This is a genomic window from Bradyrhizobium sp. SZCCHNS2022, assembly GCF_032377575.1.
GTDB lineage: Bacteria > Pseudomonadota > Alphaproteobacteria > Rhizobiales > Xanthobacteraceae > Bradyrhizobium > Bradyrhizobium aeschynomenes.
Genome location: NZ_JAUHHZ010000001.1, coordinates 5,567,913 through 5,588,607, shown reverse-complemented (window position 1 = coordinate 5,588,607; position 20,695 = coordinate 5,567,913). Strand labels below are relative to the sequence as shown.

Here is a 20,695-nt window from a genome sequence, read left to right as displayed (position 1 = left end):
GTGAGCGGGGTCACTGCGGCGGCTGTGGATTTGACCGCAATGTGGCCCTCCGGCGGTCCGGCCGCGGCCGTTTGGAGATCGGCGTCATGGTTAAATTCGCCTTAATTTCCAAGTGCTTGAAAAGTCAATGGTGTTCCGATGTTGCCTGATCGGCGGGTTCGGGTTAAGCCTTTCTTCGTTGCGGTGCCGCAATTTGCGCGCAAAGTGACGACACATCGTCTCGCAACCCCTCAAACCTCAGAGGCGCCAGCGCGACCAAAGGGTGCGACCCTTTGGAACGACTGGATCGGCTCGGACCAGGATTGACGTGATGACCGCAAGGCAGCCTTCTCTCTCTCGCCGGTCGGCCGTGATCGCCGCGGCGCTGCTGTGCACGGTGTCGCTCGCGCTCGGCGCGCATGCTGCCCTGAACAAGCGGTCGATCGACGGCGGCAAGGCGGACGCCGTCGAGCAGGGCGCCATGTCGGCCGGAACCGGCGCGCGCCTCGCGCTGGTCATCGGCAATGGTCACTACCCCGACGCCAACGCCCCGCTCGCCCAGCCGATCAACGACGCCCGCGCGCTCACCGGCGCGCTGCGCCGCGACGGTTTCGACGTCGACATCGTCGAGGATGCGCGCAAGGACGACATCAGCCGCGCGATCGAGCGCCTCAAGTCCAGGATCAAGCCGGATTCGGTGGTGATGCTGTTCTTCGGCGGCTTTGCCATCCAGTCGGGCCGCGAGAGCTACATGATCCCGGTCGATGCCAAGATCTGGCGGGAATCCGACGTGCGCCGCGAGGGCACCAGCGTCGAGCGCGTGCTCGATGCCGTGCGCGAGCGGGGCGCGCGCGCCAAGCTGGTCGTGATCGACGCCTCGCGCCGCAATCCCTATGAGCGCCGCTTCCGTTCCTATTCGCACGGCCTCGCGCCGATCACGGCGCCCGCCAACGCGCTGATCCTGTCGTCGGCGACGCCGGGCCAGGTGCTGGACGATCCCAAGGATCAGGCCAACAGCGTGCTGGTGTCGGAGCTGCTCAACCAGCTCGGCAAGAGCCCGAGCGCCGAGGCCGTCTTCAACAAGACCCGCAACGCCATCGCGCGCAGCTCCGACGGCGAGCAGGTGCCGTCGGTGTCGTCCTCGCTGGTCGAGGACATCCGCCTCAGCACGGACGTCGCCAACGCCGGCAGCTGAGGCCGCTCCCTCCGAGATGCTTCGCCATATCGGGTCTTCACCCTCCCCTGGAGGGGCAGGGCTATCGCATTCGAAGATCGCAATGATGCGTTCGTCTCTCTCCACGTCGTCATGGCCGGGACAAGCCCGGGCATGACGGAGTAACCAACTGCCGGGATTGGTCGTCGCGAGAGACCAGTGTCGCCATATGCGACTGCCCTGCCCTCCAGGGGAGGGTGAGCAGCGCGTTTGCCGCTGCGATGTGCCCTCAATTGCTCGCCATCACCGGCCGCACCGGGTCGCCTTCGCGCAGCAGGGCGCCGGCGCGGGTGACGACGATTTCGCCCTCGGCGAGGCCGTCCTTGATCTCGACCTGGCCGCCGGCCATCAGGCCGATCTCGACCCGCTTGGTCTCGATGCGCTGGGCGCGGACCACCTGCACGACGGTGCCGTCGGAATCGTAGAGGATCGCCGTCAGCGGCACCGCGACGCCGCAGCTCTGGCCGATCTTGATCACCGCGCGGCCGAACGCGTTCACCAGCAGCTTCGCATTGCCGGTGATGCCGATGAAGGCCTGGCCGAGCTGGCTGTTCGGCTCGACGGTCGGCGCGACGCGGCGGATCTTGCCGTCGACCTCGCCGGCGCCGACGATGCGGATCCTGGCCGTCTGGTTGACCGCGAGCTTGGCGAGCTGTGTCGATGGCACCAGGCCGACCAGATCATATTCGTTGCGCGCCAGGATCGAGAAGAGCGCCTCGCCGCGGCCCGAGGCGAAGGCGCCGATGGTGGCGCTGGACGACAGGACGGTGCCGGCAACCGGCGCCTGGATCGTGATCGTGCCGCCCTCGGGCGGCGTCAGTCGCGCCAGGGCCTGCCCGGCGGTGACGGTGTTGCCGGCATCGACCATCACCTCGGCCACCTTCAGCCCCGGACGATCGGGTCTCACCGCGGTCTCGTCGCGGGCCAGCACCATGCCCGACACTTCGACCGTGTTGTCGAAGCAGGCCTTGGTGGCCTTGAGCACGCTGATCGCGGCGCCCTTCGGCGCGCCATCCTCGGCCGCCGCAGCCGCCTGAATCAGGGCCAGCAGGCCGAGAGCTGCGAGCAGCGGCGTCCGGCGCATCGTGGCGGCAATTGCGGCATGTCCCATGCGAAACCGATCCTCGCGAACCCACATCATCGAACGGCTGTCGCCGGGGATAGCAGACGCGCCGCCGCCGGGCCAGCCGACCCGCGTCCCCAATAGTCGCGCCAGGAGGCCGCGACGTTCAGCCGGCGCCCCGTTCGCGCCGAACTTCCCGGTCATCGCCACGTTGACGCTGCCGAACGTCAGCCGTCCGTCACCTGGGATCACGATCATGCTTCGGCTCTGGATACCGTTTCTGCTCTGCGCCGCCCTCGTCACGCCCGCGATCTCCGCCGAGCTCACCGCCGACGCCGTCAACGGCGCCGAGCTGCGCAAGCGGCCGCCGGCCGAGGAGAAGATGGACCCGGTGGCGATCCGCGCCCAGGTGCTGCTCGACCGTGCCCATGTGTCGCCGGGCGAGATCGACGGCCGGTTCGGCGACAATGCGCGCAAGGCGCTGGCGGCGTTCGCCAAGGCCAAGGGGCTCGCCGGCGATAAGGGTGTTGCGGGCGACAAGGGCCGCGCCGGCGATGCGAAGCTGACGCCCGAGCTGTGGGATGCGCTGCTGCGCGGCGATCCGGCGCCCGCCATCGTCAGCTACACCATCACCCGCGACGATGTGAAAGGGCCGTTCCTGAAGAAGCTGCCGCAGAAGATGGAGGACATGAAGGACCTGCCGGCAATCGGCTACACCTCGCCGCGCGAGGCCCTGGCCGAGAAATTTCACATGAGCGAGACGCTGCTCGCGGCGTTGAATCCGAAGGGCACCTTCGACAAGGAAGGCAGCGAGATCGTCGTCGCCAACGTGATCAGGCCGGACGAGAAGCTGCCGGAGATCACCAGGCTCGACATCGACAAGGATGCCGGTCACGTGCAGGCCTTCGCCAAGGACGGCAAGCTGGTCGCAGTGTTTCCCGCCACCGTCGGCAGCGAGGAGAAGCCGACGCCGGAGGGCACCTTCAAGGTCACCTCGCGCGATGCCGATCCCAACTACCGCTACAATCCCGACTACGCGTTCGAGGGCGTCAAGGCGCGCAAGCCGTTCACCATCAAGCCCGGCCCGAACAGTCCGGTCGGCGCCTATTGGATCGGCCTCTCGGTCGGCAACGGCTACGGCATCCATGGCACCGCCGAGCCCTCCAAGGTCGGCAAGTCGGAATCCCACGGCTGCGTCCGCCTGACCAACTGGGACGTACGCTTCCTCGGTGAGCACCTCGCGAAGAAGGTGTCGGTGGAGCTGCATTGATCTGGTGAGCGAGAGCGCGCCCACGCGCTCATTCCGACGCGGTCGAGCTGGACAGGCAGGGCCGATCGAGGCGGTCGCGGACCAGCGGACCAAGCCGGAAACCTCGAAACAATTGAGCGACGCCACTGGCGGATTGCGTCCTCTACGCTCCTTTCGGCGCCTGCTCAGGAGGTCTCCTTGGGTCTCTCTTGTTCCGTTCTACGATGTAATGAGTAGGTCCAGCTGCGGAAAACTCCCTGAGGAATGACCAGCGGAATGCGTTCCAAGCTGATAGCATTTCCTTGCGAGCTAACTGCTGGGATTGATGGCTCACATTCACGAATCCAATTTTTTCAAGCGATCTCCTCATGTCATGTAGGGGTTCGAATGGGAAGAAACCGATGGACGCCTCTGTTTCCTCTACGTTGCGGTACGCGGCTCTCATCATATCGATCGCTGTTGAAATCGCGCGATGTGCCTTGCCGAATTTCGCTTGATCGGGCTGCGGATCATGGGTGTAATCAACTAGTTCGGCCTTCGCTTCGATGCATTGGTGCCAAATCTCCCGGAGCGAAACCAAGAACGCTTGTCGCCGCTGGAAGCAATACGTCAAATATGCCGCAGCGACCGCCAAGATTAGGTTTGAGAAGTTCTTTAGGAAGTCCCCGAACTTCGGGTAAACGGCCGCTGCAACTATCAGTAAAGCTAGCGAGAGGCTCACCAGGCCAACATTTGCTAGGAGCAGTTTCCTCGTCATATCGACTCTCCGTATGCGGGAATAAGCATCATGCCCGCACCGGTTGTGTTTGTCATTCTTATATGCGCTAAAGCTGATCCATCCTCCGCTGGCTCGTCACTTGAGCGCTGCCAGCCGCAAGGTTGACGGGTCGACTTAGCGTGAGGGAGGGCTCGCAGCAGCAATGGGCCTATTAGCACACTTGCTTTTCGCCGTTGGCGCGTTCGGGTGCCTGCGGCACGAGCCCGCCCTTGAACGCCTTGGTCAGGATCGCCGCTTCCAGCCGCTCGGCGAGCGCGCCCAGCCGCGCCGGCGCTCGTCCTGGCCGGCGAGAAAGTCGAAATTGCTGGACGCCCCCATCGCGGCTCAATGAACTCGTCAGAAAAGCATCCGCAATCCTTGGTCGCGTCCGGCGAATTTGTCTAGTGAATTCAAGCTGATTTGGCTTGTCCAGATCTTCGGCAAAAAAGAAATCTCTTGTGTCGTCGGGCAAATCAGGCGGACATTTCCGCCCGTCCCGCCTCATTGAAGAGGGGCGCCTCGCGAACGTCACGACGCGTTGGGGTGGGATGCGATGGCCACGGCGTGGCGCAGCGTGCTCAGAGCATGCCGACGTACGCCATGCCGTGGACGGTGAAGTCGCAGGGTCCTGGCCTCCCGACGCTGAGGTCCGCGCAACGGGCGTGATGCGCGCGTTGTCGCTACGGTGGCAAACCAGCCGGTCACCGGGGAGACTGCGTATAATCCGTAAAGCCGTCGTGCAGGGAGGGCCGGGTCGTCCGGCTGACCTGTGGTTCTGCCGCGTGCTTGTTTGCTGCACGCGGACCGCAGGCCTCAGCCGAGGCCTGGCCTTCCCTGCGCCCTCTGTCTCGAAGAGGGTCTCACGACGATCACAGCTCGGACGCGAAACGCGCCGCGAGAGCGCGGACCTGCAGCCGCGTGGGCTGTTTGACAATCACATCAGACGAACAGGTTCTTCGCCCCTATGTCGCGAACGACCGCGACGGCGCCACGTGCAGCGCATAGGCATCGGCCGCTTCGTTGACGCGCGGATACAGCTCGGTCACCAGCGGGTCATGCCCGGGGATGAAGCGATCCGGATGGCCGGCGAGCCGCTCGACGGTCTCCCAGCCCTGCGCCATGTCGCCGACATTGTAGACGATCGGAAACGGGCTGCGGCGCTGCAGATTGGCGTAGTAATGCGCGGCGTCGGAGGCGAGCACGACGGGACCGCGCGCGGTGTCGACGCGCACCACCTGCAGCCCGTCGGAATGGCCGCCGACGCGGTGCACGGTCACGCCGGGCGCGACCTCGCCGTCGCCATTGTGGAAGGTGACGCGCTCGCCATAGACGTGCCGCACCATGGTGGTGACGTGCTCGACCGTGAACGGGTAGCGCAGCATGCCCAGGCACATGCAGCGGCCCGTGGCATAGGCCATCTCGCGCTCCTGCAGATGGAAGCGCGCATTGGGAAAGCGGTCGAGATTGCCGGCGTGGTCGTAATGCAGATGTGTGACGATGATGTCGCGGATGCCGGCGGCATCGACGCCGAAGGAAGCGAGCGCATCGACCGGGTCGCGGGTCAGGGTGCGGTGGCGGACCTCGGCCTCCGCGGCGTTGAAGCCGGTGTCGACCAGGATGTCGCGGCCGCCGGTGCGAATCAGCCAGACGAAATAGTCGAGGTCCTGCGCCGTGGTGTCGTGCGGATCGGGCTGCAGGAAGTTCATGTGCAAGGTGCGCGGCGACATCGTCGCATAGCGCAGCGCGTAGATCTCGGTGGCGTTCCCCATCAGGCCTTCTCGTTCTCGTTGTTGGGCGCGTCGGTGATCGCGCCTGCCGGCATCGAGCCACCGCCGGCGCCGAAGGTCAATTGCCGTGGACGTCGAACCGGACCGCGGTCGGCCGAGACAAAGCGTGAGGCATCTCACATTGCATGACGCCGGTATCGCGGCATGGTCGGGCGGTGTCGTGGAAGCGCAGGCTCGCAAGAGCCACAGCATCGGCGGCTGTCGCACTCGACGATTCCTCAATCGCTGCAAGCGGTTGACGTGTCGTCACGGCGATTTGATAATGCCTGACGCGTGGGATAAGGTCGCCGCGGCGCAAGCTGGACGGCGCCTGTTTGCTGGACCGCCATCGTGATGACGCTTCGCCTGCTGTTGCTGCTCGGTTTGATGTTCTCGATCATGTGGTCCGGCCCCGCTGATGCGGCCGGCGACCGCTTCGCTCTCGTGATCGGCAACGCGAAATATCCGGATGCCGAAGCGCCGTTGAAGGAACCGCTCAACGATGCGCGCGATCTCACCGACGAGCTGAAGCGCGACGGCTTCGCCGTCGAGACGCTCGAGAACGCCACGGGCGATGCGATGCGCCGCGGGCTCGAACGGCTCTATGGCAAGATCAAGCCGGGCTCGGTGGCGCTGGTGTTCTTCTCCGGCTTCGGCATCCAGTCGAGCCGCACCAGCTACATGATCCCGATCGACGCGCAGATCTGGCAGGAGGCCGATGTGCGGCGCGACGGCATCAGCCTCGAGCAGGTGCTGCAGGAGATCAACAGCCGCGGCGCCGGCGTGAAGATCGCGCTGCTCGATGCCTCCCGGCGCAATCCCTATGAGCGCCGGTTCCGCACGGCGTCGGCCGGCCTCGCGCCGGTGATCGCGCCGAGCGGTACCTTGGTGATGTACTCGGCCGCTCTGTCGTCCGTGGTGTCGGATACCGGCCGCGACCGCAGCCTGTTCGTGCAGGAGCTGCTGAAGGAGATCCGCGTTCCCGACCTCACCGCCGAGGAGACGCTGAACCGGACCCGCGTCGGCGTGACGCGGGCCTCGCGCAGCGAGCAGGTGCCGTGGATCTCGTCGTCGCTGGCGGAGGACTTCTCCTTCGTGCCGGGCGCGGGCGGCGCCCGCCCGGCCCCGCCGGTCGAGAGCACCGCGGCGCCCGCGCCGGTTCCGACGCCTGCGCCGACGCCGACCCAGGTGGTCGTGGCGCCGCCGGTGCCGGCCCCGCTGCCGCCGGCTCCGCCAGCGCCTCAGCCCGCACCGGTCCAGAAGGTGGATACGCCGCCGCCTGCCCCGGTCGCGCCGCTTCCGCCTGCGCCGACGCCGGCGCCCCTGCCGCCGGTCGCGAACGTCGCACCCGCGGCTCCGGTCGCACCCGCAGCCCCGGCTGCTCCGGCGCAAGATCCGTTCGCCGAGGACCCGACCATCAAGAGCCTGACCGCCAAGATCGCCGCCAATCCCGAGGACGCCAGCGCGCTGTACCGTCGCGGTCAGGTCTATGCCAGCAAGGGCGCCTATGCGCAGGCGATCCGCGATTTCGACGATACGATCCGGATCAATCCGAAGGACGTCGAGGCGCTCAACAACCGCTGCTGGGCCCGCACCGTCGTCGGCGAGCTGCAGGCCGCGCTGCGCGACTGCAACGAGGCGCTGCGGCTGCGGCCGAATTTCGTCGACGCGCTCGACAGCCGCGGCCTCGTCAATCTCAAGAGCGGCGCGGCCAAGAACGCGATCGCCGATTTCGATGCGGCGCTGAAGATCAATCCGCGGCTGACCTCGTCCTTGTACGGACGGGGTCTGGCCAAGCAGCGCAACGGCGCCGCGCAGGAGGGCGCGCTCGACATCGCCAACGCCAAGGCGATGGACCCCAACATCGCCCGCGAGTTCGAAGGCTACGGCGTGCGCTGATTTTTTGCGCGCGCCGTCCGGCCGTCTCGAACCATGCGGCGCGCCGGACCGACATATCGAGCGAACAGCCGACATCGTGAGCGGGGCCGTTCGCGATGAGGTGGGACATGAGTTCGCGTGAGTCGCGCGCGAGGAGGGATTGGCAATGACCGCACCGAAAACGAACCTGAGCAAAGCCGCCAGCCTGGCCGGTCTTCTGGTCGCCACGATGGTGAGCGCGGCTGCCGCGTTGAGCGTCACGCCGGCCTTCGCCGCCGAGGACGTGACGGAAGATCAGATCGTCCGCGCGCTGGCCGGGCCGAAGAAGCCGTTGACCCGCGGGCTGTCGATGTCGCCGCCGTCGGAGGCCGCGCCGGCCGTCGCGCCGGAGCAGGACAAGTTCCTGCAGAGCATCCGCGGCCGCTCGACCCGCTCGCTGTCGATCGCCGAGCGCGAGGAGATCGCGGCCGTCGCCAAGACCAAGCCGAACATCGATCTCGAGATCACCTTCGACTACAATTCCGCCAACATCAGCCAGAAGTCGATGCCCTCGGTGCAGGCGCTCGGCCGGGCGCTGACCAGCCCCGACCTGAAGGGATCGACTTTCGTGGTCGCCGGTCACACCGACGCCGCCGGCGCCGACGGCTACAATCAGGATCTGTCGGAGCGTCGCGCCGATGCGATCAAGCGCTATCTGGTCGAGAAGTTCGGCATCGCCGGCGCCGACCTCGTCACCGTCGGCTACGGCAAGAGCAAGCTGAAGGATCCGAGCCGGCCGCTGGCCGAGGTGAACCGCCGCGTCCAGGTCGTCAACATGCAGAGCAAGACGGCGGCCAAGTAGCACGTCTGCATAACGCCGTCGGGGGCCGCGTGGCAGCACATCGAGGTGACCGGATGCGTCTCGCAGCGTTGCGGGGCGCATCGTCTCGTCGGGCCGGTCTGCTCCACGCCGGCCGGAACAGCCGCCCCACCGTGAAACCGCATCTCGTGCCGACCGGATCTGCTCTGCGATGAAGCTGCCCAAATCCCTCAAGACCGCGGCCAGCGTGGTCGTCTTCGTGGCCCTGGTCGCGGGCTATTATTGGTACGAGCATCGTCCGCATCCCGCCGCCGAGGAGCCGCGGATGCAGGCCCAGGTGCTCGTCACCAAGGCCGGCAAGGCCTGCTTCTCCGATCTCGTGCGCGTCACCGGCTTCGTCGTGCCACGCCGCGAGGCGGTGGTCGGCGCCGACCAGGAGGGATCGCGCGTCACGGACGTTCTGGTGAAGGAAGGCGACACGGTTACTGAGAACCAGGAGCTCGGGCGCCTCACGCCGCCTCCGCCGCAACCGGGGGCGCCGGCCGCTGCGGCCGGCCGGCCCGTGTCGCTGCGCGCGCCGGCCGCGGGGCTCGTCACCGAGGTGCGCACGATTGCCGGGGCGCCGGCTTCGCCCCAGGCCGGCCCGATGTTCCGCATCGCCGTCAACAACGAGCTGGAGCTCGACGCGGAAGTGCCGAGCATTCATCTCCTGAAGCTCAGCGCCGGCGCGCCGGTGCGCATCACCCGCGACAATCTTCCTGACATCATCGGTCGCCTGCGCGTGGTGGCGCCGCAGGTCGACCGGACCACCCAGCTCGGCCATGTCCGCATTGCGCTGACCAGCAATCCCTCGCTCAAGCCCGGCATGTTCGCGCGCGCCAACATCGACGCGCGGCGGAGCTGCGGTGTCGCCGTTCCCAATACGGCGATCGATCATCTCACCATCCAGGTCGTGAAGGGCGATACGATCGAGACCCGGAGGGTCCGGGTCGGCCTCGTATCCGACACCTCGACCGAAATTCTCGAAGGTCTGGCCGAGGGAGAGATCGTGGTGGCCGATGCCGGCAGCTCGCTGCATGACGGCGACCAGATCAAGACCATGTTTGCCGAAGACATCGATCGCACGCGGGTACGCTGATGGCACTGAATATCTCGGCATGGTCGATCCGGAACCCGCTGCCCTCGATCCTCTTCTCCATCATCCTGCTGGTGCTGGGATGGATGAGCTTCACCAAGCTCGCGGTCACCCGGCTGCCGAATGCCGACATCCCGGTGATCTCGGTGGCGGTGGCGCAGTTCGGCGCGGCGCCGTCGGAGCTCGAATCCCAGGTCACCAAGATCATCGAGGACGGTGTTTCCGGCGTCGAGGGTGCCCGCCACATCCAGTCGCTGATCACCGACGGCCTGTCGGTGACGACGATTACGTTCGCGCTCGAGACCAACACCGACCGCGCCATCAACGATGTCAAGGACGCCGTGACGCGGGTGCGGTCGGATCTCCCGCAGAACGTCACCGAGCCGCTGATTTCGCGCGTCGACAAGATCGGCCTGCCGATCGTGACCTACGCCGCGATCTCGCCGGGCAAGACGCCGGAGCAGCTGTCCTTCTTCGTCGACGACGTCGTCAAGCGCGAGCTGCAGGGCGTCCGCGGCGTCAGCCAGGTCGAGCGCATCGGCGGTGTCGAGCGCGAGATCCTGGTGTCGCTTGATCCCGATCGGCTGCAGGCCATGGGCCTGACGGCCGTCAATGTCAGCCAGAGCCTGCGCGGCACCAATGTCGACGTCGCCGGCGGCCGCGCCGAGATCGGCAAGAACGACCAGGCGATCCGCACGCTCGCCGGCGCCAAGACGTTGAACGAGCTGTCGAACACGATGATCCCGCTGTTCGGCGGCGGCGAGGTCCGCTTGGCGGATCTCGGCACGGTCACCGACACCATCGCCGACCGTCGCACCTTCGCCCGCTTCAACGGCGAGCCGGTGGTGGCACTGGGCATCAAGCGTGCCAAGGGCGCCAGCGACGTGGTCGTTGCCGCGGCGGTGCAGAAGCGCATCGACCAGGTCAAGGCGGCACATCCCGATGTCGATCTCCGACTGATCGATACCTCCGTCGAGTTCACCAAGGGAAACTACGATGCCGCGATCTCGACCCTGTTCGAGGGCGCGATCCTCGCCGTCATCATCGTGCTGCTGTTCCTGCGCGACTTCCGGGCCACCGTCATTGCGGCGATCTCGCTGCCGCTGTCGATCTTCCCGGCGTTCTGGGCGATGGACATCCTCGGCTTCTCGCTGAACATGGTCTCGTTCCTGGCGATCACGCTGTCGACCGGCATCCTCGTCGACGACGCCATCGTCGAGATCGAGAACATCGTGCGCCACATGCGGATGGGCAAGTCGCCCTATCGCGCGGCGCTCGACGCCGCCGACGAGATCGGGCTCGCGGTGATCGCGATCAGTTTGACGATCATCGCGATCTTCGCGCCGGCCAGCTTCATGTCCGGCATCGCCGGGCAGTTCTTCAAGCAGTTCGGCATCACCGTCTCGGTCCAGGTGTTCTTCTCGCTGCTGGCGGCGCGTTTCGTCACGCCGATGCTGGCGGCCTATTTCCTCAAGCACCACGACCATGACGATCCGCCGCCGGGCTTCATCCTGCGTGCCTATCAGCGCATCGTGACGTGGTCGGTGAAGCACTATTTCGTCACGGTCCTCCTGGGCATCGGCATCTTCGCAGCCTCGATCTGGAGCACGACGCTGCTGTCGCAAGGGTTCCTGCCCGCGCAGGACGCGGCGCGATCGCTGCTCGCGATCGAGCTGCCGCCCGGCGCGCAGCTCGCCTATACCGAGAAGGTGACCGAGGACATCGTGGCGCGCCTGCGCAAGCGGCCCGAGGTACGCAGCGTGTTCGTGGACGGTGGCCGGCTGCAGGGCGCCATGGAGGTGCGCCGCGCCGGCATGATCGTCAACTACACGCCGAAGACCGAGCGCAAGATCACCCAGAAGGAGCTCGAGCTCGAGATCACCAAGGATCTCGAGACCATCCCCGACATTCGCTTCTGGTTCACCGACGAGAACGGCCTGCGCCCGATCAAGCTGGTGCTGACCGGCTCCGATCCCAAGCTGGTCGACAATGTCGCGAGCGAGCTCGCCTCGCAGATGAAGCGGATCTCGATCATTTCGAACGTGGTGTCCGACACCTCGCTCGACCGGCCGGAATTGCGCGTGCAGCCGCGCGCCGATCTCGCCGCGCGCCTCGGCGTGTCGACCGAAAGCCTGTCGCAAACGATCCGCGTCGCCACCATCGGCGACGTCGGGCCCGCGCTGGCGAAATATGACGTGGGCGGCCGCCTCGTTCCGATCCGGGTGCAGCTGGAGGATGCGGCGCGCAGCGACGTGAAGATCCTCGAGCAGCTCCGCGTGCCGCTCGGCCAATATGGCGAGAAGGGTGGCGTGCCGCTGGCGGTCGTCGCCGACATCAAGCTCGACCAGGGGCCGACCAGCATCAGCCGTTACGATCGCGGCCGGCAGGCGACGGTCTCGGCCGATCTCGTCGGACTGGCGGCGCTCGGCGATGCGACCAAGCTGATCGACGAGCTGCCGGTCAGAAAGACGATGCCGGCGAGCGTTAAGCTGATTCCGTCTGACGATGCCGAGAGCCTGAACGAGCTGGCCTCCGGCTTCATCACGGCGATCACGGCGGGCCTGATGATCGTCTATGCGGTGCTGGTGCTCTTGTTCGGCACCTTCCTGCAGCCGATCACCATCCTGTTCTCGCTGCCGCTGTCGATCGGCGGCGCCATCGGCGCGCTGATGCTGACCGGCAAGCAGCTCACGATCCCCGTCTATATCGGCATGATGATGCTGATGGGCATCGTCACCAAGAACGCGATCATGCTGGTCGAGTTCGCGGTCGAGGCGATCCATGCCGGCACCAAGCGCGATGAGGCGATCATCGATGCCGGCATGAAGCGGGCGCGCCCGATCGTGATGACCACGATCGCGATGGTCGCCGGCATGATGCCGAGCGCGCTCGCGGTCGGCGCGGGCGGCGAATTCCGCTCGCCGATGGCGCTCGCGGTGATCGGCGGCCTGGTGTTCTCGACCGTGCTATCGCTGCTGTTCGTGCCGGCGATGTTCCTGGTGATGGACGACGTCGGCGCATTGTTCGCGCGTCTCGGCCGCAAGCTCATCGTGTCGGACGGCACTGAGGAGGCGCCGTCCGAACACGCGCCGGACGCCGGGCATCAGCACAAGCCGCCGCCGGCGATCACTCCGGCGGCGGAATGAGTTAAGGGAGCCGGCGTCAGTTCGTCGTCCTCGGCAGACGCCGGCGTGCGCTGAGATCGTAGGGACCTTGCGAAGGCGCCGACGACGGCGGCGTCTCCGGCGGTACGACCAGTGCGACGAAGCCCTGGCTGGCGCCCTGCCAGCCGAACAGGTTGGTGCGAAGCGTGAAGCCCGCCTGCACCGAATGCTTGGCTCGCGCCGCCACGGCGCTCATTCCGGAGATGCAGGAGATGTCGGTGTCGTAGCACAGCGCGGCCCAGCCCTGTGCGGTCAGCGCTTCGCTCGGGAGCTGCAGCTCACGCGGATGCACGAGGCTCAACTCATAGCGTGGATGATCAGTGCCGTAGAAGGCCGCGGCGAAGGCCAGCCCGTCATCGCCACCCACCGCGGGCAGCCCGGTGCTCGCTGCGGTCCGCCAGAGGCGATCGAGCTCGGCGACCGCGGGCACATAGAAGTTGCGGCCCTCGCTCAGCGGAGCGTAGTTCCGATACAGCGCGTGCAGCGGCGCAACGATGGTGGCGGCGATGGCGGTGATGCTGATGGCGATTGCGGCAAGGTTGGCCGTCAAATCGCGGGGAGCCTGATAGCTGGCGCCGCAGACGATGACGATCACGAGCAGGAAGACGCCTTGCAAGCCCCACAGCGGCGGCATGTCGGTGCGGAAGATCACCGAGATCAGGGCAGGGAAGACCACGCTGCCGAGACCGATCATCGCCAGCAGGCGGAGCCCGGAGCCGAGGCTGAGCGCATCGTTCAGCACCCGGCCCAAGCGCGGCCGTGTCATCGCGAGCCAGATCAGGCCGGGGATGCCGGCGATGCCGGCCATCGCCAGCAGGAAGCCGCTGCCCTCGAGCAGCGCGGCGGCGCCGGTCTTGCCGACGTGATGCGCGATCGCATGCGAGAACGGCTGCGCACCGGTGGCGGCGAGCCAGACCAGATGCGGCGCCAGCGCGGCGAGGCCGGAGAGCGCGGCGACCCAGGGCGCCGCCGAGCTGAAATAGGCGCGCCGGTCGTGGTGGCACAGCGCGGCCACGGCAAAGCCGGCGATCAGGAAGATCGAGTAGTATTTGCCGAGCATGGCGAGCGCGGCGGCCAGCCCGGCCGCGATGGCCCAGCCTGCCTTGCGCGTCTCGAACGAGCGCAGGAAGCACCAGGTCGCCAACGGCCAGCTCGACAGCAGCACGGCATTGGCGTTGAAGCGCTGCGCATGGAATTGATAGATCGGCAGCAGCATCAGCAGCAGCAGCACGACGAGGCGCTTGTCGCCACGCGCGAAGCGCCGGGTAATCAGATCGACGGCCCACAATCCGACCGCCGCGTTCGTCAGCGCCAGCAGGTTGAAGGACCAGTTCGTCAGCGGAAACACCAGCGTCCAGGCCCGCGCGGCCCAGCCCATCAGCGGCGGATGCTTGGTCGAGCCCCACGCGAAGCTGCGCCCGAGCGACCAGGTCTCGATCACGTCCTGGTGGAGATCGCCGCCGACATAGGCGATCGAGAAATAGACCATCCAGGCCGCGACGAACCCCACGATCAGCGCGGGCACCGCCCAGCCGTCCTCGACGGCGTCGATCCAGACATTGAGCGCTCTGCGCCAGCGGGCAACCGAACCGTTCGCCTCGACCGCAATCGCCGGCAACGCAAGACTCATGACCGCACTTCCAACTCACCTGGTCCGACGCGACAACGCTCGCCGACACGCCGATGCGCGCAGCCCAACGGAGCTCGCCGCCGGCGGATCGACCCCTTGTTAGAATTGTTAAAAAGGGTTCATGTCGCAAATTGTGAGGTGCGATGGCCCAATTGCGATCATGTTTGGCCGGGGCCGATACGAAACGATGCACGGTGGACGGTTCCCGCCATCGCCTCGGCCTGGAACGGACAGAATTGGCGCGTGCCCCCGACGTCCGCTGCGCGTCGCGGGGGCGACGAGGATCAGCTGATCATGACCCGGCAGATCGTCACGTCGCTATCACCATCGTCCTTGTAGATGGAGCGCGATGTGCTCCATCCTCATTCGTTGCGGGCGATCGTGTTGAGTTTGGTCAGGTCGTGCAGCAGGATGCGGCCGCGTTGCAGGTCCAGGATGCTGTCCTTGCGCCAGGCCTGCAACTGACGGTTGACGCTCTCGCGCGCCGCGCCGACAAAGACGCCGAGCTGCTCCTGGGAGATATGCACCTCCGAACCGAAATCCTCCGCCAGGGCGCACAGCCGGCGCGCCAGCCGCACCGGCAGCGGCTGCAGGACGGACTCCTCCATGCGCTCGCTCTGCCATCGGATGCGCTGGCACAGCAGTTGAATGATCCTGATCGCCACCTTGGGCTCGCGCTCCAGGAAGCTGAGGAAATCCTCGCGCCGGAGCACGAACAATTCGGTCGCTTCACCGGCCGTGGCGTCGGCCGTGCGCTCCTGTCCGTCGAGCACCGCGACCTCGCCGAACAGATCGCCGGCCCCCATGAAGTTGAGGGTCAGCCGGCTGCCGTCGGTGGCGCCGGTCTCGATTCGGATCTGGCCGCGCCGCACCCCGAACAGGGCATTGCCGGGATCGCCCTTCTGGAACAAGACCTCGCCGGAGGAGAGATGCTGGGTATGGCAGAGGTTCGAGATCCGCTGCAGCTCGTCGGCACCAAGGTCCGCGAACATCGGATTCATCTTGAGAATGACCGCAAATTCGGCCTGCTTGCTCATCACTATACCTTCGGCATTGGGTTTATCGCCTCAGTTACAGAATCCGCCCGGGCGGAAGTGTGTCATAAGTCACATAAGGGCGCAGGGGCTTGCGCCTAGTTTGGTCGCTCACGGGGCGGTTCTCGTTCTGAGAAAAATTCGAATTGAACCCGGTCGGCGTTGCCGCATGCTAACCGGTGGAGACCGCTCGCGCGTCGCGCTTGGGACATCGACATGAAAGCATTCAAGATCGCAGGCGGTTTGGTTGGCGTCGTCATCGTCGTGCTCGCCCTGGCGCTTGCCTTTGGACTTCCGGCGAGCTTCCTCACGGTCGCCATCCAGGACCGCGTCGAACGCGATACCGGCTACCGCTTGAGCATTGCCGGCTCCGCCCGCGTCAGCCTGTGGCCGTCGTTGCATGCCACGCTGACCGACATCACCCTGCAGGATCCGAAGGAGCGGGACGGCAACAATCGGCTGACGATCGGCAGGCTGCAGGCCGACATGGCGCTGTCGAGCCTGTGGTCCGGCCGGGCCGATATCGGCGAGGTCGTCATCGACAAACCCACGCTGTACCTGCCGTTGCTGCGCGAACGGTTGCGCGACAACGCGCCGCGGAACCGTACGGCGGCGAAGCCGGACGCCGCAGCTTCGGTCCGGGTCGAGCGCGTTACGGTCAGGGACGGTGCCGTCATCCTCTCCAACGCCCGGGATCGCGTCGAGAACCGTATCGAGGGCATTGGTGCCACCGCCTCGCTGAGCGATGACGGCAAGATCAGGATTGCGGGAGCGGCGCGGGCCGGCGACCGTCCGGTGACGTTCGAGGTCACGTCGGCGGCGCCTTCTATGCCGATCGATCGGCAGACCCTGCCGGTCGACTTCAAGATCGGAATGGAGAGCGCGTTTCGCGGTGTTCTCGCCGGCCGCGCCGATGTCCGCCTGAATGGTTCATTGGTCATGATCAACGGCCTGAGCGGCGCGCTTGGCGACGGCGATTTCAACGGCTGGGCCTCGGTCGACCTCGCGAGCAAGCCGCTGGTGAAGGTCGACCTCGACGTGCGCCGCCTCGACGTTGCGGGCCCGGCAGCATCTCGCGGCACGGCTGGGTGGAGCACCGCAGCGATCGACCTGCGGGGGCTGAACTACGTCGATGCCCGCGTGAAGCTGTCCGCGACGGACATCAGCATCGCCGGCGCGCGGCTCGGCCCGTTGGACGCGGAAGCGTCGCTGGCCGGCGGGGTGCTGAAGGCAACCGTCACCAATCTCGGCCTCTACACCGGCCAGGCCAGCGGCGAGGTCGTGATCGACGCGTCAACGGGCAATCCGGCCTACGCGATGCATTGCGATCTCGTCGGCGTCCGGGCCCTCCCGCTGCTGCAAAACGTCGCTGATTTCGACAAGCTGGACGCGCGGATGCAGGGCAAGCTGGCGCTGCGCTCGAACGGCGCCAGCCAGCAGGCAATCATGAGCAATCTGAGCGGCTCGGCGTTCCTGCTGTTCCAGGACGGCGCGATCCGCGGCATCAACGTCGCGCAGATGATCCGCTCGCTGACGACCAATCCGCTGTCGGGCTGGCAGGATGCCAAGGAGCTCACCACCGATCTCACGCAGCTTTCGGCCTCGTTCCAGATCGAACGCGGCCAGGCGGCGACGAGCGATCTCAACCTGGTCGGACCGCTGGTGAAGGTCACCGGCGCAGGCACGATCGATCTCGGCAATCGCGCGCTGGCGATGCGCGTCGAGCCCAAGCTCGTGATGACGACGGAAGGGCAGGGCCGCGCCTCGGATCCGGTCGGCCTCGGCATTCCCGTCGTGATCGACGGCCCCTGGAGCCAGCCGCGCTTCTATCCCGACATGGCCGGCATCCTCGACAATCCCGACGCCGCCTATGCCAAGCTGAAGCAGATGGGGCAGGGGCTGTTCGGCAAGGACGGCGCCGGGCTGGACAATCTGATCAACGGCATCGGCGGCCTGATCGGCAACTCCACGTCCGGCAGCGGCACGGTCCCCAATGCGGCGCCATCGGCCCCGAATGCGCAGGCGCCGGCAAATGGGCAGTCCGGTCTGCTCGGAGGCGAGCTTGGCGCCGCCATCGGCAATCTGATCCAGCAGGGATTGCAGCAGGGCACTCAGCCGCCCGTCAGAAGCCGCGGCCGGACGCTCAATCCGACCGAAGGCGCGGCGCCGCTGCTGCAGGCGCCAGTCAGCCCGCCGCCGACCGACTCCGGCTCGGGTGCCGCGGCTGCCGGAAGCTCGTCCGATACACCGGATGGCACGCAGGACAGCCAGCCGATGAACGACGTCTTGAAGCGCATCTTCAATAGGTAATACTGAACCGTCGCGCGACGAGCGGCCCGCTCCTCTGCATGGAGGATGCGACGGCGACAATCATCGCTACCATAGGGGCTGCATCGGAAGCCGTCCTGCCTCTCATTCTGTGCTAAACGCATCCCGGTGAACGGACCAGCTCGGCCCACGGGCGGTTCCGTCTGTGATGTGTCGCTGTCGCGAGGATGGCAGCGGACGCGCCGATCCGGGGTTTCAACCTCGGCCATGCCGCGCGTGAGGGGTCCGGATGAACGGGGTCGAGAACAGAGGCTGGTCGCTGCGGCAGGGCCTGTTCGCCAAATATGTCGTGTCGCTGGTCGGACTCGTCGTGTTCGTGCTGGCCGTGAACGGCGCGACCGAAACCTGGATCAGCTATCAGTCGACCAAGGCAAGCCTGACCGCCGCGATGGCCGAGAAGGCCGATGTGAGCGCCCGGCGCATCGACCAGGCGGTTTCGGATCTGCAACGCCAGATCAGCTGGGTGACGCGGGCGAGCGCCAATACGCTCGAGCTGCGCCGCGCCGATTACGTGCAGCTGCTGAGCCAGGCGCCGGCGGTGCGGCAGCTCTATCAGCTCGACGGCCAGGGCCGCGAGCAGCTCCGGGTCTCGCGCACCTCGATCTCGTTCTCCTCGGGCAATGATCTGTCGCGCGACCTGCGTTTCACCGACACCGTCACCCATGGCAGCCATTTCTCGGCCGTGACCTTCAAGGGCGCGCAGCCGACGATGTCGATCTCGGTCGCGCATTCCGGCTTCAATGCCGGCGTGACCGTGGCCGACATCGATCTCGACTTTCTCGACGACTTCATGACCGAGGCGCAGGTCGGCAAGGTCGGGATCGCCTATGTCGTCGACCCCAAGGGCCAGGTGCTGGCGAGCTCGGCGAAGGGGCCGGCGGTCGGCCAGGACCTCGCCAAGCTGCCCCAGGTGGCGGCGATGCTGGCGCCCGACGGCCAGGCGCTGGCCGCCGGGACCGACAGCGAGGGGCATGCCGTGCTGTCGGCGGTCGCGACGCTGCCCAAGCTCGGCTGGGTCGTCTTCTTCGAGCAGTCGACCGCGCATGCGCTTGCCCCGATCCGCGATCAGCTGTTGCGCGGCGCGCTCCTGATCGCGCTCGGCCTTGCGGTTGCGATTCTCGCCGGCTCGTTGCTGGCGCGCCGCATGCTCGTTCCGATCACCGCGTTGCGCGCCGGCGCGCGCAAGCTTGGCGCCGGTGACTTCGCCCAGCGTATCGAGGTCAAGACGCACGACGAGCTTGAGGAGCTGGCCGATCAGTTCAACAGTATGGCCGGCCAGCTCGCGCAATCCTATGCGGTGCTCGAAGCCAAGGTCGAGGAGCGTACGCGCGATCTCGCGCAGTCGATCAACGAGCTGAAGGTGCTGGAGGAGGTTGGGCGTGCGGTCTCGTCCTCGCTCGATCTCAATGCCGTGCTGCCGACGGTGGCGGCGCGGGCGCTCGAGATCACCCATGCGGACGCTGTCCTGATCTATTCCTACGAGGCTCCGACCCGCCGCTTCAGGCTCGTCGAAGCCAAGGGTGTGGAGCGCGCGCCGGACGCCGCATACAACATGCTCGACGAGGAAACGAGCCTGCTGGCCGATTCCGTTCGCAGCGGCGAGCCGATCGCGATCGCCGAACTCGCAGCCGCGCCGGATCACCCGCTGCGCGACGTCGCCGTGGCGGCCGGCTTCCACGCCGTGCTGTTCACGCCGCTGGTCGATCAGCAGGGCGTGCTCGGCGCGCTCGTGGTGCTTCGGCGCGCGGCGGGCGCGTTTCCGGCGAGCCTGATCGGTCTGATGCGCACCTTTGCCCACCAGGCGGTGCTGGCGATGCGTAATGCGCGACTGTTCACCGAGGTCGATCAGAAGGGCCGCGAGCTGGCGCTGGCGCATGACACCGTCCAGCAGCAGGCGGCCAAGCTCACCGAGCAGACCGAGCAACTGCGCGAATGGAACAGATCGCTGGAGGATCGCGTCGAGAAGCAGCTCGGGGAGATCGAGCGCATCCGCCGGCTCGAGCGCTTCCTTGCTCCGCAAGTGGCGCAGATCATCGCGTCGTCGGACGGGCACGACGCGCTGCTGGAGAGCCACCGCCGTGAGGTCACCGTCGTGTTCTGCGATCTGCGCGGCTTCACCTCGTTCACCGAGACGACCGAGCCCGAAGAGGCGATGAACGTGCTGCGCGAATATCACGCCGCGTTGGGCAAGCTGATCTTCAAATATGAGGGCACGCTCGACCGCTATGCCGGCGACGGCGTGATGATCCTGTTCAATGCGCCGATCCCGTTCGACGATCACACCACGCGCGCGGTGAAGATGGCGCTGGAGATGCGTGACGAGATCGGCCATTTGACGGAGCGCTGGAAGAACCGCGGCCACAGCCTGGGCTTCGGCGTCGGCATCGCGGTCGGCTACGCCACGCTCGGGCAGGTCGGCTTCGAGAACCGGCTGGAGTACGCCGCGATCGGCAGCGTCACCAATCTCGCCTCGCGGCTGTGCGACGCGGCCAAGGCGGGGCAGGTGATCGTGTCACGCCGGGTGTATGGCGTGGTCGAGGCGTCGGTCGATGCCCGGCCGATCGACGATCTGCATCTCAAGGGCTTCAACCATCCGGTGCTGGCGATGGAGATCCTGCGCTGGCGCGGCGAGGGCAGTGAAGGGCTCGACGTCCCGGAAGAGCGGCGGCGTTCGTCTGCGACCTGATCCGAAGGATAGGC

The 20,695-nt window shown here is 66.7% G+C and carries 14 protein-coding genes; 8 read left to right on the top strand and 6 right to left on the bottom strand.

From position 1 onward, the window contains the following. Positions 1-310: 310 nt before the first annotated feature. Positions 311-1,174 (top strand): caspase family protein, encoded by an 864-nt coding sequence (locus QXZ94_RS24945; RefSeq protein WP_315722839.1) that lies wholly within the window; start codon positions 311-313, stop codon positions 1,172-1,174. Between the two features lie 247 nt (positions 1,175-1,421). Here the strand turns inward: QXZ94_RS24945 and QXZ94_RS24940 are convergent, their stop codons facing one another. Then, positions 1,422-2,276, bottom strand: a complete 855-nt coding sequence (locus QXZ94_RS24940; RefSeq protein ID WP_315726518.1) for an efflux RND transporter periplasmic adaptor subunit — start codon at positions 2,274-2,276, stop codon at positions 1,422-1,424. Between the two features lie 235 nt (positions 2,277-2,511). Here QXZ94_RS24940 and QXZ94_RS24935 point away from each other — a divergent pair, with 235 nt between their 5' ends. Continuing rightward, positions 2,512-3,525: a L,D-transpeptidase gene (locus tag QXZ94_RS24935; protein WP_315722837.1), complete on the top strand. Its 1,014-nt coding sequence runs from the start codon at positions 2,512-2,514 to the stop codon at positions 3,523-3,525. Between the two features lie 142 nt (positions 3,526-3,667). On the opposite strand, the gene QXZ94_RS24930 is transcribed toward QXZ94_RS24935, so the two are convergent. The 3 genes from QXZ94_RS24930 to QXZ94_RS24920 form a co-directional block, all read right to left on the bottom strand. Continuing rightward, entirely contained in the window at positions 3,668-4,261 is a 594-nt protein-coding gene (locus QXZ94_RS24930; RefSeq protein ID WP_315722834.1) for a hypothetical protein, read from the bottom strand. Positions 4,262-4,433: 172 nt separating this feature from the next. Then, positions 4,434-4,733 (bottom strand): hypothetical protein, encoded by a 300-nt coding sequence (locus QXZ94_RS24925; RefSeq protein ID WP_315722832.1) that lies wholly within the window; start codon positions 4,731-4,733, stop codon positions 4,434-4,436. Between the two features lie 490 nt (positions 4,734-5,223). After that, the gene (locus tag QXZ94_RS24920) at positions 5,224-6,030 is read right to left on the bottom strand and encodes an N-acyl homoserine lactonase family protein (protein WP_315722830.1); all 807 of its coding nucleotides are present in this window, start codon (positions 6,028-6,030) and stop codon (positions 5,224-5,226) included. A 351-nt stretch (positions 6,031-6,381) separates the two neighbouring features. Between QXZ94_RS24920 and QXZ94_RS24915 the strand changes: the two genes are divergently transcribed. The 4 genes from QXZ94_RS24915 to QXZ94_RS24900 all read left to right on the top strand — a co-directional run bounded on the left by QXZ94_RS24915 (position 6,382) and on the right by QXZ94_RS24900 (position 12,985). Beyond that, complete coding sequence (locus tag QXZ94_RS24915) at positions 6,382-7,926, top strand: caspase family protein (protein ID WP_315726516.1); 1,545 nt, start codon at positions 6,382-6,384, stop codon at positions 7,924-7,926. A gap of 145 nt (positions 7,927-8,071) precedes the next feature. After that, entirely contained in the window at positions 8,072-8,746 is a 675-nt protein-coding gene (locus QXZ94_RS24910) for an OmpA family protein (RefSeq protein ID WP_315722828.1), read from the top strand. Between the two features lie 169 nt (positions 8,747-8,915). Further along, positions 8,916-9,842, top strand: coding sequence for an efflux RND transporter periplasmic adaptor subunit (locus tag QXZ94_RS24905; RefSeq protein WP_315722826.1), 927 nt, complete (start codon positions 8,916-8,918; stop codon positions 9,840-9,842). Further along, on the top strand, positions 9,842-12,985 hold the full coding sequence (locus QXZ94_RS24900; RefSeq protein WP_315722823.1) for an efflux RND transporter permease subunit: 3,144 nt from the start codon (positions 9,842-9,844) through the stop codon (positions 12,983-12,985). The genes QXZ94_RS24905 and QXZ94_RS24900 overlap by 1 nt, the downstream gene beginning before the upstream one ends. 16 nt (positions 12,986-13,001) lie before the next feature. Here the strand turns inward: QXZ94_RS24900 and QXZ94_RS24895 are convergent, their stop codons facing one another. After that, entirely contained in the window at positions 13,002-14,633 is a 1,632-nt protein-coding gene (locus QXZ94_RS24895) for a glycosyltransferase family 39 protein (protein WP_315722821.1), read from the bottom strand. A gap of 362 nt (positions 14,634-14,995) precedes the next feature. After that, positions 14,996-15,670, bottom strand: a complete 675-nt coding sequence (locus tag QXZ94_RS24890) for a Crp/Fnr family transcriptional regulator (protein ID WP_315722819.1) — start codon at positions 15,668-15,670, stop codon at positions 14,996-14,998. A 213-nt stretch (positions 15,671-15,883) separates the two neighbouring features. Here QXZ94_RS24890 and QXZ94_RS24885 point away from each other — a divergent pair, with 213 nt between their 5' ends. Next, on the top strand, positions 15,884-17,977 hold the full coding sequence (locus tag QXZ94_RS24885; RefSeq protein ID WP_315722817.1) for an AsmA family protein: 2,094 nt from the start codon (positions 15,884-15,886) through the stop codon (positions 17,975-17,977). 247 nt (positions 17,978-18,224) lie between these two features. Beyond that, positions 18,225-20,681: an adenylate/guanylate cyclase domain-containing protein gene (locus QXZ94_RS24880; protein WP_315722815.1), complete on the top strand. Its 2,457-nt coding sequence runs from the start codon at positions 18,225-18,227 to the stop codon at positions 20,679-20,681. Positions 20,682-20,695 lie beyond the last annotated feature (14 nt).